Source organism: Clostridium sp. (assembly GCF_016650035.1).
Taxonomy (GTDB): Bacteria; Bacillota; Clostridia; order Clostridiales; family Clostridiaceae; genus Clostridium_AD.
Map to the genome: position 1 here is coordinate 1 of NZ_JAENWM010000046.1, position 16,366 is coordinate 16,366.

Genomic DNA, 16,366 nt, shown 5'->3' on the forward strand with positions numbered 1-16,366 from the left:
TGCTGGCTAAAACAAATTATACTAATAAAATGATGTTTTCTTATTTATAAATTGATTTCTTAGAGGTAATCTGACGTAAATCACCTACTAATAATAGAAATAAAATGACTTTTCAATTAGTTATAATTTGACGTTCAACACGCATACTCCCTTTACAGTACAGCCTTTACAATTGGCTGCTTCTTGACATTGATAACAAAACATAGACATACGAATCGCCCTCCATCTTTTTCTTTTGTAAGCACATATGTGCCTTGGTTATGGTATTAGTATACTAATTTATAGCCAGGCTGTCGGTAACGTATGTTACGAATATGTTTTTTAGCTGAAAAAATAGAAAATTATTATTTAGGGGTAAAGCCACAATAGCCTATCTCATCGCATCTCCTCTTCATATCCTGCCATGTTTCTTTCCCTATTATAGATTCTATTGCTGTAGGGTATAAAATATAATTTTCTTTAAATATGTGATCTCTTAAATTAAATATAATATATTTCGATGTGTCATCTACTTTTTCTTTAAACTCAATAAAGTTTGAATTAGAAGCCTCTTCTGCTGCCGCTTTCAAAAACTTCTTCTTGGCTCTTAAATCCTCATGCTCCATTCTCATAATTCGAGTAGGACCAGTGATTTGCCTGTCCTCCATCTCAGTAAACAATACTTGTTCTTCTCTTTGGTGGTGATTTTCTGCATCCAATATGTTAAATGTAACAGTCTTTAATGCCTCAATTTGTTCTAAAGCGTTATCATAGCTTTCACTCTTTTGAATTTTAAGATTAATTTCTTCAAGTTGTGTTAGAAATTCAAGAATTTTATCATGCTCAGCAATAAGGGTATGCACAACATGCCCCGGTTCAATTTTTGTTTTGATTTTATCAAGTTCATCTTTTAGAACTTCCATATGAATATCGCAAAGATGTCTTAGATCCTGTGGATTCATACCTTTTTCTATTAAGTTTTGTTCTGCAATAGAAAGTTCAATAGGGCTTATGTTAGCAACAATGTCTAAAGCCTCTTTTCTTAAAGCTTCCGTTACACCCTCCTGATTTAATTTTTGCAAAATTTGAGTTAACTTTTCTATTTTTTTATTATCCATTTTCAAATCCTCCTCTATAAATTTAGCTTTTAGATCTCGTATTCCAATGTCATAAGTTTAGCTAACTTTGATATATAAAAATATGATTTGAATCAAAATTTAAAAAAATAATCCCCTTAAGGTAAACAGATTCTTATTATTAATCTGTTTACCTTAAGGGGAGCATGTTAATAATGCGTCGCAAGGTTTACTTAAAGTTATTATTCTACATATGACTTTAATTTATCTAATTGTTTTATAATAAGTACTTTGTTTCCTTTGAGACTAATGATACCCAAATCTTCAAATATACTTAACTTCCTGCTTATGGTTTCTCTTGTGACTCCAACATAATTCGCCATCTCTTCTCTATTAATAGGTAATTTGATTTGCAATCCTTCATCTATAGGGGCACCATACTTTTCCCCAAACTCTAATAGCATAAAGGCAATTCTTATTTCTGCATCATTAGTAGCGAGATTTTGGGCAAGATTTTCAGTCTGAGATAGACGTTTTGAAATAACTTGTAATAGCTTTAATGGTATTCCTGGATTACTCATGATAATTTTATCCATATCCTGTTTAGTCAATGTACATATTTTAACGTTTGAGATAGCATAAGCATCAAAATTAAATAATTCATCACTACTAAATAAGCTTAATTCTCCAAAGAAATCACCACCAGTGAAGATATGAACTATTTGCTCCTTACCTTCTTTTGTTAATTTAGATATTTTAACTTGACCTTCATTAATAATGAATAGGGTATCTGATTTTTCACCTTGACTACATAACATATCACCTTTGTTATAGACTTTATGTCCTGTCATATCAATAATTTTTATAAGCTCATCATCAGATAGAAATGAAAAAATCGGTACTTTCTTAGCGCATAGACTATGATTACAATTTTCACAATTACACTTTTCCATATATATATCACCTACCATCTAATATCATAACATTTTTAATTTATTGTGGTCAAATAATAATAAGTATAAATTGTTTATTTTTTCAATTTGTGATTTAAATCATATTCTTAAAATGAAAATCATTATAGAATGGGGTCATAGGAAAGCAAGAACACATTAGAAAAAAATAAATGAAATGCAGGGGGAATACATTATGAATGAAAACATTATGCTAAGTGAGAATATATATTGGGTTGGTAAGATTGATGATAGAGATGTACCTTTTCATAGATTAACATTAACTAAAGGGACAACTTATAATAGTTATTTATTAATGACTGAAAAACCAACAATTATAGATACTGTTGATATGAGTTTTGGACGAGAGTATGTAGAAAACTTAAAAAAGATAATAGATCTTGAAAAAATCAAATACATTATAATTAACCATACTGAGCCTGATCATTCTGGTTCGCTTGGAAGTTTGGCAGCTAATGCTAAGAATGCCGTAATTGTTTGCACAAATTTGGCTGTAGATCAGCTGAAGGAAATGTATAAACTTCACAATAGAGAATTCCTAGTAGTAGGTGATGGCGATACGCTAGATATAGGAGGCAAAACGCTCAAATTCATCGAAACACCGTATCTTCATACAGCGGAGACAATGATAACTTATTGCATAGAGGATAAAATTTTATTCCCTTGTGATATTTTTAGTACTCACGTAGCCAACTATGAGTATTTTAATGATATGGCAAAAGAGGACATAAATGATGATTATATTGGGTATTATAAATTGATAATGCACCCTCATAGAAGATATGTTCAAATTATGATCGAAAAAATTAGAAATCTAGATATAAAGATGATAGCACCATCACATGGATATATCCTTAGAGATAATGTTCAAAGATTTATAGATATTTATGATAATATGAGCAAAAACACAGAAACAAATAAAAAAACATTGGTTCTATACTCCACTATGACAGGTAGAACAAAAAAAATTGCTATGTTTATTAAAGAAAAATTTGAAGAGTTAAATATAGTTTCAGAGACTATAGATGTAAATAAAGTAGCAAAAGAAGAAGTATTGAAAGCTATTAATGAAGCTGATGCTATTTTGTTTGGTAGCTCAACAAAGTATGCTGATATGATTGGAAACATGGAAGATATATTAAAAGAAATGCATGCACTAAACCTAGAAAATAAAATAGGGGCGGCTTTTGGTTCTTATGGTTGGAGTGGAGAAGCTATAGAGGTAGTTCAAGATTATTTGAAGCAAAGCAATATTAAAGTCTTGAGTACTTCTGATGTAATTAAATCTACTGGTATGATCGATATAGAATTCCCACTAAGAATTAGATTCTCACCAAACGACGACAACTTAAAGAGCATTGAAAGAGCAGTTAATTATACTGCTGATTTACTACTTGCCACAGTTTAAAAATAAGAGGAGGAATTAATTATGGAAAAAATTATAAATAAAAACCAAAGTCTCGGCGAAATAGTTTCAATTTTCCCAGGTGCTGCGGAGATATTTAACAGATATAAAATAGATTATTGCTGCGGTGGACATGATACGTTAGCAGGAGCCTTGGACGAGATGGAAATAGACCATGATAAAATTATTGAAGAACTTAATAACGAATACGAGAAGTTTATAAAATCAAACTCAGAATATAAAGACTGGAGGAAAGAAAAACCTTCAGTAATTATAAAACACGTAGTACAAACTCATCATGAATTTACAAAGAAACAACTTAAAGAAATAGATACGTTATTATTTAAAGTACTCAAGGTACATTTTCAGCATCATAGTGAAGAACTGTTAAAGGTGCACAAACTTTTCGGAGGATTGAAAATAGAACTTGAGGAGCATCTCATCAAAGAGGAAGAGCACCTGTTCCCACTTATTGAAAAATTTGAAATAACGAAGGACGATAGTGTCTTATCAGAAATACATCAGGTTATAAAAGATACAGAGAGTGAGCATGACGCAGCTGGGAATATAATTAAAGAATTAGAGAAGATAACTAGAGATTTTAATGCTCCAGAGGGAGCGTGTACTTCATTCATACTAGCATATACAAAAATTCATGACTTAGAAAAAGATTTATTTATTCATATTTATCTAGAAAATAGTGTCTTGTTTAATATGTTTCAAGAGAAAAAGAGTTGCTCTATAGTCTAGTTAAAGTTCTTCTAAATGTAAAATTAAAATGGTAAATGAAACTCCGAGGCATGCCTTGGAGTTTTATTTTTATTGAATTACCACATACTATGCACCGCCTGAACATCCATACGGTACGGTTCATGAAACAAAAGAAATTGCAGAAGCTGCTGAAGAGAACCACGACTACTAATATCAAAAGATATTTAAAAAATATGTCCCAATAAATGAGCAATATTAAAATGTATGTTAAAATTTACATAGACTAAAAAATAAACATCTAATAATATTAACCTTTTTAAAACTATTTGAGCTGTTATTACGAATATATAGTTAGAATGGGTAGAAAGTGAGTAAGGTAAATATGGACAAGCAAAAACAATGGATAAAGCAAATTAAGTTAAAATCAAATCAAGTAGCAGCAAATGAGCTTATTTATAAATATTATAAAGAAATATATTCCTACATATATAAGCAAACATTAAAAAAAGAATTATCTATGGACCTTACGCAGGAAATATTTATAAATATGTTACAATCTATAAACAATTATGATGAAGGTAAATCCGCCTTCAGAACTTGGTTGTATAAAATAGCAACCTATAAACTTACGGATTATTATCGGTCAAAACAGTATAAAAACACTAGTATAGTAGTATCTATTGATGACTACGATTTACCAGATACTATGGACTTTACAATTAGTATTGAGAACAAACAGGAGGCTCAAGAAGTCATAAATATAGTAAATAGATTCGATGCTTCTTCTCAGCTGATTCTTAGACTTAAATTATTTGCACAGTACACTTTTTTAGAAATATCAGACGTTATACATATATCCGAATCTACAGTAAAAACAAAATACTACACAATAATTAAGAAAGTCAAAAAAATCATATCGGAGGATAATGATGGATAAATATGAACCTTATATAGATTTTCCAGATGATATCACTATAAAAGCTCAAATAAAAACGATAATAACCAAAGGAATTTCTCCAAGTGAATCATTTTGCTGTTATTTAAAAAACATGTACAAGCAAATAGGTATGAAATTTTTATTCCATGACATAACTGAAATTGTTTTCGCAGTCTTAATTGCTTTGTCAATTCTAGGCTTTATAGCTATTACCTCTAACAGTTTCATTAATATAAACAATATAAATAATGGGAGTATTTATTCTTTTATTTTTATGTTTTCACCTATTTTATATTTGGCTATATCTTTAGTATCTTTTGTAAACACAAAACAAAAGATGACATATGAAGTAGAAATGACCTGCAAATATAATATATATCAGTTAGCAGCCTTTAGAATGCTAGTGTTTAGTGTTTTCTGTATTGTTTTCAATTTTTCAGCCCTCTATCTGGTTTCTACACTTTATAACCAAATAAACTTACTACAAGCTTTCATGATATCAATTACTTCACTATTTTTATTCTCAACTATTTTTTTATATATAATATTAAAAATGCACTCTAAACTTACAAAATATTTTGTACTGTTTGGTTGGGTAGTTATGAACTTAGAATTATCCATATTTAGCAGTTCTATTTACACTATATTTCTAAAAAACATTCCCATTTACGTGTATCTGGCTTTAATAGTTACTTGTTTATGTACTTATATTAATAGTCTTAAAAAACTTATTACTTTTAACAATATAGAAGGGGTGATTTAAAATGTTAGTAGTTAACAATGTCAGTAAGGATTTCGGAAATTTTACTGCTCTTAAAAATATCAATTTAGAATTAACAAATGGTGTTTATGGTTTACTAGGCCCTAATGGAGCTGGCAAAACCACACTGATTAAGATGCTTACCACACTCATTTTTCCTACTAAAGGCGAGATATTATACAATGGATGCGACATAGTAAAACTAGATGAAAAATATCGTGACATATTAGGCTATCTGCCCCAGGAGTTTGGATATTATAAAAACTATAGTCCCAAACAATATTTAATGTATATAGCAGCACTAAAAGGTATGGACAGCAGTAAAGCTAAAGATAGAGTCTTCCAGCTTTTAAAGCTTGTTGGTCTTGAAAGCGTAGAAAATAAAAAGATGAGAAAGTTATCTGGAGGAATGATTCAACGCGTGGGGATAGCTCAAGCAATGTTAAATGACCCTAAGGTACTTATCCTAGATGAACCTACTGCAGGCCTTGATCCAAAGGAACGAGTAAGATTTAGAAATTTACTTACGCAGCTATCTAGAGATAGAATAGTTATTCTCTCAACTCACATAGTAACAGACGTGGAATCCATAGCAAATGAAATTATTATGATAAAGGATAAGGAATTGCTTTATAAAGATAGCATAAATAATATTTGCAAAATAATTGAGGGGCGTGTTTATGAAACGGATATCGAATTTGATGATGCCCAGAACTTTAGATCGCAATATTTAACATTGGCAGAAAAGCAAGAAGAGGGAAAATTAAAAGTTAGATTTATTAGTGAAGAGTCTACTAATGACAACTGGAATGCTGCTAAACCAAACTTAGAGGATGTATTTTTATATGTTTACAAAGATGAACCCTTAGCACAGGAGTCATAGAGCTATGAGTGTAAAATCATATGAACTTAAAAAGGTGATTACTTCCCCAGTTATAATTGGATTAATAGCCACTTTTATTGCTTTTAATATTTTTATTATATTCAGTAGTACATATTTTAATAGTGAATTGAAAATTTTAAATAAAATTGTAGACAAATTTGGTTATGAAATAAACGATGACATGATTGCTAATTTTGGACTATATTATAAAGGTAAGTTAAAAGAGTTAAATAAGATCACTTTGGAAAAAGAATCTAAGACCTATGAATCTGCTACTGTGCTTACAAATAATTATAACCAATATGAAGTTTACAATAAAGAAGAACTTGAATTTTTTAATGAAGTAAAAGTTATTGGAAATTATTATGATATTGCAAAAGATATTGATATAAGGTACAAGGGTATTAATGTATTAGACATTGGAGAGGCTGCAATATCTCAGTATAAACTTAGTGGTAGAGCAGCTGATACGGTAAGAACTCAGTATAAAAAGCTATCGAAAAGATTTGATAAATTAAAAGAAAATGGAGAATATAAGAATTTATTTTTCATAGGAAGATCTTACAAAATGCACTCATTGCTTTTTAAATCTTTATTTAGGAATTTCATCTATGAAATCATGATTCTGGTTGTTCTTATTACCGGGTACCTTATAAATTATGAGTTTGAAAACAAGACGCAGCTTGTTGTATATTCTACTAAAAGAGGACGAAATCTCGCCCAAGATAAATTTTATGTATCTATATTTGCCAGCATATTGGTTACCACAATTATTATTAGCATAACACTTGTCGTGTATTTTAGCGTAGTCAGCTACTCAGAACTTTGGACTGTTCCTATAAGCAGTGGATTCAACTCGGATTATGGTTCACCATATATATCTTGGTGGAATATGTCATTTATAATATATTTGATTTATTGCATTGTGCTTGTTTATTTATGCGAATTACTATTTACTTTTATTGCCTACATAATATCAAGCTTTATAAAAAATAGTTACATAGTATTCTTTACATTTGCAATAATATTCGGAATAGCGCTAGTTATACCAGGCCTAATGCCAGGCAACAGTATGGTTATATTCGCAGCTAACTTTACTCCTTTTGTACTTATCTCAAATCCATCTTTATGGTTCATGGAAAAAGGTATCCTTACTTTTAAATACTATGAGGTGATTACAATCTCCATATGGACGATTATACTTTTAACTATATGTGGCCTGTGCACTAGGAGATTTAAAAAACAAAATTTATATTAATGAGGGGAATTATATCATGAGAATAGTTTTTAATGAGATAAAGAAAATATTTAATTTTAAAATGGTTATTATGATTATGTTTATTAGCTTAATAATGTATTATCTATTCATAAGTAATAATTCAATATATTCCCTAGGTGGAGAAGAATATTATAAAACAAATGTTCAAATGGTAAAGGACTATGGGAATTCTATGGATAGAGAAGAATTTCTAAATTTTAAGCAGGTATACAATAATCGAATTGAGGATGCTAACCGTTATCTTCAGTCTAAACCAGAGCTTGTATCCGCAGGAATAGGTACCTATGAAAAATTTAACGATATGTCTACTATAATAACAGATGATAAGTTAATGAAATTACGCGCCAAAGTTTTTGATGATAATGCAGATACCTTCTTTGAGTTAGAAACACGAAATAGTATAATAATTGATTACGAAAGAATTGAGGGAAGTGTAGGTAGGAACGATGCTAAATTAAATAAAATTCAATTAGAAAGATATAGTGAAGTAGTTGAAAATGAATCTATAACCTCTATACTTCCTTATTATGTTTTTGAAAATTATAGTAGATCAATAAAAAGTGCATTTATACTTATAGTTTTTAGTATAATATTCATGATTTCCCCCATTTTTATAAAGGATAGTACAAACAAAATAAATCACCTTCAATATACATCCAAAACAGGAAGAAAAACATTTAAGACTAAGGTATATGCATCATTGATTTCAAGCTTTATAATAATAAGCATAAATTTTATTTGTTTTTTCATATTTTATTCACGTTATAAAGCTGGAATATTCTTAAGTTCTAGCATAAATTCAATTTTTAACTTGTGGTATTTATCTTGGTTTAATATTAGTTTTATACAATATATAGCACTTACAGTATTGGCGATATATGTACTAGGATTTGTTATTACTTTAATAGTAACCTTTATTTCCAGGATAGCACCTAATTACATGACACTTATAGGAGTGCTAGTACCAATAACTTTTATTGGTATATTCATATCTAATAATTTCCTCCTTAACAGATTAACAGTTGTTTCAGTTCCTAAATACTTTCTACTAATAGCTTATTCCATTTTAGTTTTAATTGGATTAATGCTAATAGTTATTCGGTGGAAAAAAGAAAAAATGGTAGATATTATTGATTAAGATAAGTGTGGTAAAATGTAATAAATGGTATAATTATGGAAAGGTTTAATGTGAATAAATACATAGAGGAGAATTTATTATGGGAAACAATTCAAATATTATTAAAAAACTGATGGCACAATACGACAGACCTTTCTACATCTATGATGGAAGTATTATTTCCAAGCAAATTACAACACTTTCAGAAAGATTTTCACGATTTGAGTTTTTATACTCATTAAAGACTAATCCATATACACCTATAGTTAATTTTATAGTATCAAGGGGGTTTGGTGCAGATGCAGCTTCAGCGGCGGAAGTAATTATAGCACATGAAGCAGGCTTATCTTATGAAAAAGTATTATACTCATCTCCAGGAAAAACACGTAAGGATATTGAAAAAACATTGGATAAGTCAATAATAATAGCAGACAGCTATAATGAGCTAGCATTGATTAATGATGTTGCAAAACAGAAAAAATCACATATAAAGGTAGGTTTAAGAATAAATCCCGACTATACTATGGATATTGAAAAAGGAGTAAGTAGTAAATTTGGTGTTGATGAGGAGACAATTGTTAATCAGAGAGATTTTTTTAATAGTTTGACTAATATAAAAATCGTTGGTATTCATGTTCATCTGCGCTCTCAGGTTCTTGATCATAGTAAAATTTATCGATACTATGAGAAAATTTTTGAAGTAGCTTTATTTTGTAAAGAGAGCATGGGATGGGAACTGGAATTTATTAATTTTGGTGGAGGACTTGGTATAGTATATTCATCATTAAATGATATCCCTCTTGATCTTGATCTACTTAGTGATGAATGTGAAAGATTATTTCAAAGATTTAGGGATAAAATAAGTGTAAGACTTATCATTGAAACAGGTAGGTTTGTAGTCTGCGAAGCTGGTCAATATGTTACTCATATAGTAGATGTAAAGGAATCTAGAGGAACAAAATATTTAATCGTAGAAAATGGGCTTAATGGTTTTTTAAGACCTTCTATTGCAGAACTTTTAACGGATTATGCGCCAGGGGGAAGCAAACTTAAGGGTTGTGAACCATTATTTACAGCTAAAGACGCTTTTGAATTTACTATTGTTGAAAGAGAAAAGTCCTTTCTTGAAAAGGTAAGCATAGTGGGTAATTTGTGCACATCAGCTGATATAATGGCGAAAGAGATAATGCTTCCAAAAGCTAATATTGGAGATATATTAGTAGTGTCAAAGGCTGGAGGTTATTCATATACATTGACACCGTTATTGTTTGCAAGTCAGCCTCTACCATTACAGTTTTACATAAAGGAAAATGGTGAAATATGTATAGTATAAGCAGTGAATCGAATAGTATTTGAAATAATAAATATAGGTCGATGAAGTTTTTGTCGATAAACAATGCGAATTATGTTATATTAAAAGAAGAATTATCGGCGAACATATAAGTAGAGTATATACAAAAGAACAGTGAAACGGAAGTGATGAAAATTATGTTGAATGAAATGGATAGCCAATATTTAAAAATAGCTGAGAATATTTTAAAAAGAGGATATTATGGTCAAAACCGTACTGGAGTTGCGACATACAAACTCCCTCATCAAATTATGCAATTTGATTTAGAAGAGGAATTTCCAATATTAACAACTAAATTTGTTGCTTTTAAAACAGCGGTAAAAGAATTGCTTTGGATTTTTAAGGACCAAAGTAATGATGTTAAGAAACTTCAAGAGCAAAATGTGCATATATGGGATGAGTGGGCTTTAGAAGATGGAACAATTGGAAAGGCGTATGGTTATCAAATAGCCAAGTATCATCAAATTGACTCACTTATTGAGGCTTTGAAAAATAATCCGCAAGACCGAAGAATGATGATGAATTTGTGGAATATAGAAGACCTTCCACAGATGGCGCTTCAGCCTTGTTGCTTTTTAACACTTTGGGATGTAACTGATGGAAGACTTAACTGTATGCTAGTACAAAGATCTGGTGACACAGCACTTGGAGTTCCGTTTAATACAACTCAATATGCCGTATTAGTTCATATGTTAGCAAAGGTTACTGGACTTAAACCAGGATTATTTACGCATGTTATAAATAATGCCCATATATATGAAAATCATATTGAAGGTTTAAAGCTACAGATTTCAAGAAAATCAGAAGCTTTAGATGCTCCTGAAATTTGGATTAACCCAGAAATAAAAAACTTCTATGACTTTACACCTGAAGATATTAAACTCATAGATTATAAGCATCTTGGGAAAATAAATATGGGGAGCGTGGCTATATAGTGCTTACATGTATTGTTGCAATTGGAGATAATTTCGCCATAGGAAAGAATAATAACTTACTTTGGCATTTTTCAAAAGATTTAAAAAGGTTTAAGCAGATTACAAGTGGAAGTACTATTATAATGGGGAGAAAGACATTTGAGTCACTTCCTGGTATTCTACCTAATAGACACCATATTGTTATTACTAAAAATAAAGATTTTGTAGTAGATGATGAAAGAGTAACTGTCGTAAGTTCTAAGGAAGAATTATTTGATTCTTTAGATGATAGCAAAGAATATTTTGTTATAGGTGGAGGACAAATTTATAAGTTATTGCTACCTTATTGCAACAAAATTCACTTAACGCAAGTGCATAAGGAATATGATGCTGAGGTGTTTTTCCCAAAGGTGAACTATTCTGAGTGGAATATTAAAGAAGAAGAAACTGGATTCATTAATGATGACAAAACAACAGCATTTAGTTTTTTAACTTTGGAACGGATTAGTGTGAATAAATAATAATTTATAAATTTACATTTTAGGCTCTGAGAATATCTCAGAGTTTTTTATCTTGTCTTTATTGGGTTTCAGAAAAGCTTTTGAATCCAACTATTGAATTATAATTTTTACTGGGGGGTGTATAAGTGAAATCACTAAAACAGTTTATTAACAAATGGATATTGCCAGTACTTTTAGCAATAGTTTTGGCAACTCTAATAAATAAATTACTCTTTTACCAAATTAAAGTTCCTTCATTATCGATGTATCCTACTATGAAGATGGGGGATAGAATTAGGTAGTAATCTGCTTAAATAGAAAATACGGTACATCTCACTTAACTTTTAAGTTGAAATTTAAGGCTTTTGACAAATCATCTATATCACCATTAAAAGGGAAACAAGATAATTTGTCAATGTCCTCAAAAATTAGAAAAAATGGTGGATCACTTTTGGGGATTATTATATAAACCTCACTTATAACTGTGTTTAACCATTTACCATGGGTATTAACAGCAGGGTCAAGTGGAATTCTAATTGCATATCCATCATCGTTAACTGGATTACTTTTACCATACAAGCGATTAACACCTTTTATTGAGCAAACAACAATATTTTGTATTTCTGAATTCATTTGAACTTCTTTAACGACCTTGTTTTGCCTTGGGTCGAAGATTTCCGCATATTGAAACTCCTCAGCACGAATCACTGTTGAAGATATAAGTATAATGAATAAGAGCATCAACAAAGAAATCTTTTTAGTCACATAAATCACCTCTTATGTAATATGCCAATAATTGATGATGGTTATGCTGTGGTATCTTAATATTTTTTGGCGCAATTGAAATTGTTATTTATTTAAACACTGGGTAGCGGTTTAAAAAATAGTGAAATAAAGAGAGGAAGGTATTGATTTATGACAGAAAAGGAAAAGATGTTAAATGGGAAACCTTATAAGGCATTTGGCGAAGAATTAACATCTGAGCGTCAATATGCAAAAGAAATGATATTTGATTATAATAACTTAAGCCCAAAGGAAATTAATAAGCAGAATGAAATTATAAAAAAAATCTTCGGTAAGGTAGGAAATGATTTTAATATAGAACCGCCATTTAGATGTGATTATGGGTATAATATTTCTGCAGGAGAAAATTTTTATGTGAATTACTGATTAATGTTCATTAACTATTAAACCGCCACCGATTTATTTTTTGATTTAAAACTATAAGAAACAATTATTGTAATAACAGGAGATAGATAACATAAAACCGCGTAGGGAGCATAGGATGTTGCAGATATTCCCGTAAGAGATTTAAGGATAAGAGCATTAATATTCCAAATCATTAACGGCGCAATTATGGTGCCAGTATCAGAAATAGTCCTTGCAAGTAAACTTGTATCAACACCAAGTTCATTGTATTTATCTTGAAGAAGTCTTCCAGGAAGTAAAATTCCAACTGTTTGATCACAGGTAATTATAGTAAGCAAACTACTAATTAAGGATGTTTTAATAATAAGCTGTCCTTTAGTCCGCGTTCCATTGGTTACCTTATTAATTAAAGGGACTATCATTCCAGTTTTTTCGAATAGACTCGTTAAACTAACTGCACCCATAACTATAAGAACAACCTCTATCATAGATTTAATACCGCCACTTACCAGTATTTTATTAAGGTCAGCGGAGGCAGTAGAACCCTTGTATCCAAAGAAAAGTGAGTTTATAAGGCTAGCAAACGATACATGCTGAAAGATAACGCTAACTATGCAACCTGCCAAAACACCCATTAATATTGTAGGAATCGTTTTAAAACCGAAAAGGGGCATTATAAGAACTATAGCAGGTAGAAAAGCAATGTACGGAGAAATTTTAAAGCCCTCTAATATAGCATTTTGATAATGCAGAAGACTGTAAGAGTTAGTGCTTATAGTAAAATTCATACCCATTAGATAATATACTACAGCGGTAATTAAAAATAGTGGTATGAAGGTTGGAAGCATTGCAGTAAGGACTTCCTTATAGCTTTTTTTTGTTGCTGTAAGTGTAAGATTTAATAGACCTGAGATTGGAGACATCTTGTCTGCAATAAAAGCGCCGGATACTATTACGCCAAGAAGTAGAGGAGCCGGAACTTCAAAGCCTTTTCCAACGCCGAGTAAGGCAAGACCTATAGTACTAACCGTTCCAATTGCTGTGCCCATGAATATGGATACTAATGAAACTATCAAAAAGGTAGCCAAAAGAAAATTCATCCCCTTCATATATTGAAACCCATAATACATTAGAGAGGGTACCACACCAGAAGCTAGCCATACCGAAGCTGCGGCACCAATAAGTAGAATTAACACATACAGTGTCCATGCTTCTTTTAGCCCTGAAAGAATTAGCACTATTATATCTTTTATGGTGTATCTGTATTTTACAAGTATCAAGGACATAATTATAATACCACCCAAAAATCCAAATGCCAGTGATGTGTTGGTTATAATACAAGTAGAAATCAGAATAATACTTGCTGCAATAATAAAATATGAATGCGTCTTTGATATGCATTTTTTGCTCATATGTCACCTCGATAAATTATTTATTATAGTAATAATTATACACTTAATAATGTAGTTATAGAATATTTTATTGTTATAGTTATTGAGACTGTTTTTAGTAAGTAAGATGGCACCGAAGTGGCGAATTAAAAAATCAAAAGGGTATATCATAAAATATTATGTATATAATAAACTTATATAATTTAAAGGAGATGTTTTATATGGATAAGTATGTTTGTTTAGTATGTGGATACATTTATGATCCGGCAGAAGGAGATCCAGATGGAGGAATAGCAGCAGGTACTAAGTTCGAAAATATTCCTGAAGATTGGGTTTGCCCATTATGTGGAGTACCTAAAACAGAATTTGAAATAGTTGAATAAAAAGATCCGAGGATATCCTCATTTGTTGTGTAAGGTATAATTAAAAATAGCTCCCACCATTTGGTGGGAGCCATTATATTTAGTTGTTACTAAAATCGAATAAATCCTTTTGGGGAAAAAGTCCGAAGAGTCCACCTGTATGAATAAACAATATATTTTTAAAGTCCTTGAATTTACCTTTCCTTAGTTCCTGCGAGAGACCATACATTCCTTTGCCTGTATAAACAGGGTCAAGAATAATTCCCTCGAGTTTTGCAAATTCACTTATAAAATTAAGTTCAACAGGAGTACTTAGAGCATATCCGCGTCCTACATAGCCATCTATTATATTTATTTCACCCTTATCAAATGGAACATCTATATCCAAATAACTGCTGCTTTCTATAAGTATTTCATGAATTTGGTTTTTGAAATGATCCTCATCATCGCAGACATTAACTCCAAAGATTTGTGAATCGCTTTTGAAAATTTTACTTCCAAGAAGTAATCCCGCATGGGTTCCACCTGATCCCACTGCTATAAAAATCCCATCAAAATGGATACCCATCTCTTTTTCCTGGGACATTATCTCTTCCATTGCATTAAAATATCCAAAGCTGCCAATTCCATTAGAAGCTCCCTCAGGTATAATGTATGGTTTAAATCCCTTAAGCTCCATTTCTTCTTTTAATTCTTCCATGATTTCCATTCTTCTATTTTTATAATCAAGCGGTGTAATGAATCTTATATCAGCACCTAAAAGTTTGTTTATAAATAAATTACCATCTACTTCAGTATCTTCATTACCTCTTAAAATAATGCCTGCTTTCATTCCCATTTTAACCGCTGCAGCTACTGTGGCTCTTGCGTGGTTAGATTGAATACCTCCACAAGTTATTAAATAGTCACATCCCATATCAAGGGCTTCCTTAATTGCAAACTCAAGCTTTCTTATTTTATTCCCCGACATCTCAGTACCAGTGTAATCATCTCTTTTTATATAGATATTAGGTCCACCCATTAGTTTTGAAAATCTATCAAGTTTTTCGATTTTAGTTGGAAGATTTGCTAAACTAATTTTATCTGGTATTTTAATCATAATTATAATCCCCGCTTTCAATTAATATTTATCTCTATAATATACCAGTTGTCACCCACATGGCAAGGGACAAACTAATTTAAAAAGAAAAAACTTCTTTACATTCAATTCAGATAGTGATACTATAGGTTTAATTTAATAAATCAATTAATTCTCATCAAGAGAGGTAGAGGGAATGGCCCTATGACACCTCAGCAACCACCAGATATTATATATCTGAAAAGGTGCTAACTCCTGCACTAAGTTTATTTGAATTTAGTGGAAGATGAGAGAGGTGTCCTTGTAATTTATACCTCTTTCATCATTTTATTTTGATGAAAGAGGTTTTTTGTTTTTAAAGTAAAATTAAATATCTTATCAAGAGAGGTGGAGGGAATGGCCCTATGAAACCCGACAACCAGTATCATTTAGATGATACATGGTGTTAAATCCTGCAGCATTGCTGCGAGATAAGAATAAGTTTAGTGTAAGAGCTCAAGTTT

18 protein-coding genes, 1 pseudogene and 2 riboswitches are annotated in these 16,366 nt (G+C 30.8%); of the genes and pseudogenes, 14 read left to right on the forward strand and 5 right to left on the reverse strand.

Annotation, left to right across the window (positions count from 1 at the left end; genetic code table 11):
• Positions 1-344: 344 nt before the first annotated feature.
• A complete protein-coding gene (locus JJD95_RS11735; protein ID WP_291643212.1) occupies positions 345-1,097 on the reverse strand; it encodes a DUF438 domain-containing protein in 753 nt (250 codons plus the stop codon).
• A 200-nt stretch (positions 1,098-1,297) separates the two neighbouring features.
• Positions 1,298-2,008, reverse strand: a complete 711-nt coding sequence (locus JJD95_RS11740) for a Crp/Fnr family transcriptional regulator (RefSeq protein WP_291643213.1) — start codon at positions 2,006-2,008, stop codon at positions 1,298-1,300.
• A 193-nt stretch (positions 2,009-2,201) separates the two neighbouring features.
• On the opposite strand from JJD95_RS11740, the gene JJD95_RS11745 reads away from it, so the two are divergent.
• The 12 genes and pseudogenes from JJD95_RS11745 to JJD95_RS11800 all read left to right on the forward strand — a co-directional run bounded on the left by JJD95_RS11745 (position 2,202) and on the right by JJD95_RS11800 (position 12,185).
• Positions 2,202-3,434, forward strand: coding sequence for an FprA family A-type flavoprotein (locus JJD95_RS11745; RefSeq protein WP_291643214.1), 1,233 nt, complete (start codon positions 2,202-2,204; stop codon positions 3,432-3,434).
• Positions 3,435-3,455: 21 nt separating this feature from the next.
• On the forward strand, positions 3,456-4,181 hold the full coding sequence (ric, locus tag JJD95_RS11750; RefSeq protein WP_291643215.1) for an iron-sulfur cluster repair di-iron protein: 726 nt from the start codon (positions 3,456-3,458) through the stop codon (positions 4,179-4,181).
• 82 nt (positions 4,182-4,263) lie between these two features.
• Positions 4,264-4,353, forward strand: a pseudogene (locus tag JJD95_RS11755) (cupin domain-containing protein); the annotation flags it as partial.
• Positions 4,354-4,509: 156 nt separating this feature from the next.
• Positions 4,510-5,079: a sigma-70 family RNA polymerase sigma factor gene (locus JJD95_RS11760; RefSeq protein WP_291643216.1), complete on the forward strand. Its 570-nt coding sequence runs from the start codon at positions 4,510-4,512 to the stop codon at positions 5,077-5,079.
• Entirely contained in the window at positions 5,072-5,842 is a 771-nt protein-coding gene (locus JJD95_RS11765; RefSeq protein WP_291643217.1) for a hypothetical protein, read from the forward strand. Before JJD95_RS11760 ends, JJD95_RS11765 begins: the two co-directional genes overlap by 8 nt.
• 1 nt (position 5,843) lies before the next feature.
• Complete coding sequence (locus JJD95_RS11770) at positions 5,844-6,722, forward strand: ABC transporter ATP-binding protein (protein ID WP_291643218.1); 879 nt, start codon at positions 5,844-5,846, stop codon at positions 6,720-6,722.
• Between the two features lie 4 nt (positions 6,723-6,726).
• Positions 6,727-7,980, forward strand: coding sequence for a hypothetical protein (locus JJD95_RS11775; protein WP_291643219.1), 1,254 nt, complete (start codon positions 6,727-6,729; stop codon positions 7,978-7,980).
• Positions 7,981-7,996: 16 nt separating this feature from the next.
• Complete coding sequence (locus JJD95_RS11780; RefSeq protein WP_291643220.1) at positions 7,997-9,139, forward strand: hypothetical protein; 1,143 nt, start codon at positions 7,997-7,999, stop codon at positions 9,137-9,139.
• A gap of 79 nt (positions 9,140-9,218) precedes the next feature.
• Positions 9,219-10,451 carry a hypothetical protein gene (locus JJD95_RS11785; protein ID WP_291643221.1) on the forward strand — a complete coding sequence of 411 codons (1,233 nt, stop codon included), beginning with the start codon at positions 9,219-9,221 and terminating at the stop codon, positions 10,449-10,451.
• 158 nt (positions 10,452-10,609) lie between these two features.
• Positions 10,610-11,404: a thymidylate synthase gene (locus tag JJD95_RS11790; RefSeq protein WP_291643246.1), complete on the forward strand. Its 795-nt coding sequence runs from the start codon at positions 10,610-10,612 to the stop codon at positions 11,402-11,404.
• The gene (locus JJD95_RS11795) at positions 11,404-11,904 is read left to right on the forward strand and encodes a dihydrofolate reductase (RefSeq protein ID WP_291643222.1); all 501 of its coding nucleotides are present in this window, start codon (positions 11,404-11,406) and stop codon (positions 11,902-11,904) included. Before JJD95_RS11790 ends, JJD95_RS11795 begins: the two co-directional genes overlap by 1 nt.
• 125 nt (positions 11,905-12,029) lie before the next feature.
• A complete protein-coding gene (locus tag JJD95_RS11800) occupies positions 12,030-12,185 on the forward strand; it encodes a S26 family signal peptidase (protein ID WP_291643223.1) in 156 nt (51 codons plus the stop codon).
• A gap of 31 nt (positions 12,186-12,216) precedes the next feature.
• On the opposite strand, the gene JJD95_RS11805 is transcribed toward JJD95_RS11800, so the two are convergent.
• Complete coding sequence (locus JJD95_RS11805; RefSeq protein ID WP_291643224.1) at positions 12,217-12,648, reverse strand: hypothetical protein; 432 nt, start codon at positions 12,646-12,648, stop codon at positions 12,217-12,219.
• Between the two features lie 150 nt (positions 12,649-12,798).
• Between JJD95_RS11805 and JJD95_RS11810 the strand changes: the two genes are divergently transcribed.
• On the forward strand, positions 12,799-13,053 hold the full coding sequence (locus JJD95_RS11810; RefSeq protein ID WP_291643225.1) for a maltose acetyltransferase domain-containing protein: 255 nt from the start codon (positions 12,799-12,801) through the stop codon (positions 13,051-13,053).
• 17 nt (positions 13,054-13,070) lie between these two features.
• Here JJD95_RS11810 and JJD95_RS11815 read toward each other — a convergent pair whose 3' ends face one another.
• Positions 13,071-14,444: a Na+/H+ antiporter NhaC family protein gene (locus JJD95_RS11815; protein WP_291643226.1), complete on the reverse strand. Its 1,374-nt coding sequence runs from the start codon at positions 14,442-14,444 to the stop codon at positions 13,071-13,073.
• A 200-nt stretch (positions 14,445-14,644) separates the two neighbouring features.
• Between JJD95_RS11815 and rd the strand changes: the two genes are divergently transcribed.
• Entirely contained in the window at positions 14,645-14,806 is a 162-nt protein-coding gene (gene rd, locus JJD95_RS11820; RefSeq protein WP_291643227.1) for a rubredoxin, read from the forward strand.
• A gap of 79 nt (positions 14,807-14,885) precedes the next feature.
• Here rd and JJD95_RS11825 read toward each other — a convergent pair whose 3' ends face one another.
• On the reverse strand, positions 14,886-15,884 hold the full coding sequence (locus tag JJD95_RS11825; RefSeq protein ID WP_291643228.1) for a D-cysteine desulfhydrase family protein: 999 nt from the start codon (positions 15,882-15,884) through the stop codon (positions 14,886-14,888).
• A gap of 151 nt (positions 15,885-16,035) precedes the next feature.
• Positions 16,036-16,156, forward strand: a riboswitch (SAM riboswitch).
• Positions 16,157-16,235: 79 nt separating this feature from the next.
• Positions 16,236-16,340: riboswitch (SAM riboswitch) on the forward strand.
• Positions 16,341-16,366 lie beyond the last annotated feature (26 nt).

Bases quoted from the DNA above. Each gene is read 5' to 3' on its own strand.
- JJD95_RS11735 (WP_291643212.1), bottom strand. From the start codon at position 1,097: ATGGATAATAAAAAAATAGAAAAGTTAACTCAAATTTTGCAAAAATTA.
- JJD95_RS11740 (WP_291643213.1), bottom strand. From the start codon at position 2,008: ATGGAAAAGTGTAATTGTGAAAATTGTAATCATAGTCTATGCGCTAAG.
- JJD95_RS11745 (WP_291643214.1), top strand. From the start codon at position 2,202: ATGAATGAAAACATTATGCTAAGTGAGAATATATATTGGGTTGGTAAG.
- ric (WP_291643215.1), top strand. From the start codon at position 3,456: ATGGAAAAAATTATAAATAAAAACCAAAGTCTCGGCGAAATAGTTTCA.
- JJD95_RS11765 (WP_291643217.1), top strand. From the start codon at position 5,072: ATGGATAAATATGAACCTTATATAGATTTTCCAGATGATATCACTATA.
- JJD95_RS11770 (WP_291643218.1), top strand. From the start codon at position 5,844: ATGTTAGTAGTTAACAATGTCAGTAAGGATTTCGGAAATTTTACTGCT.
- JJD95_RS11775 (WP_291643219.1), top strand. From the start codon at position 6,727: ATGAGTGTAAAATCATATGAACTTAAAAAGGTGATTACTTCCCCAGTT.
- JJD95_RS11780 (WP_291643220.1), top strand. From the start codon at position 7,997: ATGAGAATAGTTTTTAATGAGATAAAGAAAATATTTAATTTTAAAATG.
- JJD95_RS11785 (WP_291643221.1), top strand. From the start codon at position 9,219: ATGGGAAACAATTCAAATATTATTAAAAAACTGATGGCACAATACGAC.
- JJD95_RS11810 (WP_291643225.1), top strand. From the start codon at position 12,799: ATGACAGAAAAGGAAAAGATGTTAAATGGGAAACCTTATAAGGCATTT.
- JJD95_RS11815 (WP_291643226.1), bottom strand. From the start codon at position 14,444: ATGAGCAAAAAATGCATATCAAAGACGCATTCATATTTTATTATTGCA.
- rd (WP_291643227.1), top strand. From the start codon at position 14,645: ATGGATAAGTATGTTTGTTTAGTATGTGGATACATTTATGATCCGGCA.
- JJD95_RS11825 (WP_291643228.1), bottom strand. From the start codon at position 15,884: ATGATTAAAATACCAGATAAAATTAGTTTAGCAAATCTTCCAACTAAA.